Annotated in this window: 1 pseudogene; it reads right to left on the bottom strand. The window is 43.1% G+C overall.

What is annotated here, in order from left to right:
* Window positions 1-680: pseudogene (locus tag J4050_RS15180) on the bottom strand (gliding motility-associated C-terminal domain-containing protein); the annotation flags it as partial.

Genomic DNA, 680 nt, shown 5'->3' with positions numbered 1-680 from the left:
TAAGTTGTACTAACCGTATTATCCAAGGCTGGCGACCAGCTGCCAGATATACCATTGTTGGATTGTGTAGGCAAAGGGTCTAAGGTATCACCCTCGCAGATAGGGTCTATGGAATCGAATAATGGGTCAATCAATGGATTAACCACGATTTCCAAAGTTACCTCTTGGGCACAGTCTTGACCAGGACCTGGTGTAAATGTGTATGTAGTCGTTGCTAAATTATTTAAGGCTGGCGACCAAGAACCGGTTATTCCATCATTAGATGTTATTGGTAGTGGCGCCAAGGCATCACCTTCACAAATAGGTGCTACTGCATCAAATTCTGGAAACTGTAATGGATTAACCACTATTTCTAAGGTGGCACTAGTTGCACAAGAATTGTCCGGAGTAAATGTATAGGTGGTTGTTACTGTGTTATTAAGGGCTGGAGACCACGTCCCTACTATTCCATTTAAGGATGTCGTTGGTAATTCAGTTAAATTCTCGCCCACGCATATTGCAGGGACTTGATTAAAAGTAGGAACCACATTTGGTTCTACCTCTATGAAAAGCGTTGTGCTAGCTGCACATTCTCCTGTGTTTGGAGTAAACGTATAAGTTGTACTAACCGTATTATCCAAGGCTGGCGACCAGCTGCCAGATATACCATTGTTGGATTGTGTAGGCAAAGGGTCTAAGGT

Source organism: Winogradskyella pelagia, assembly GCF_017581965.1.
GTDB lineage: Bacteria > Bacteroidota > Bacteroidia > Flavobacteriales > Flavobacteriaceae > Winogradskyella > Winogradskyella pelagia.
This window is presented reverse-complemented; position numbering and strand designations above follow the sequence as displayed.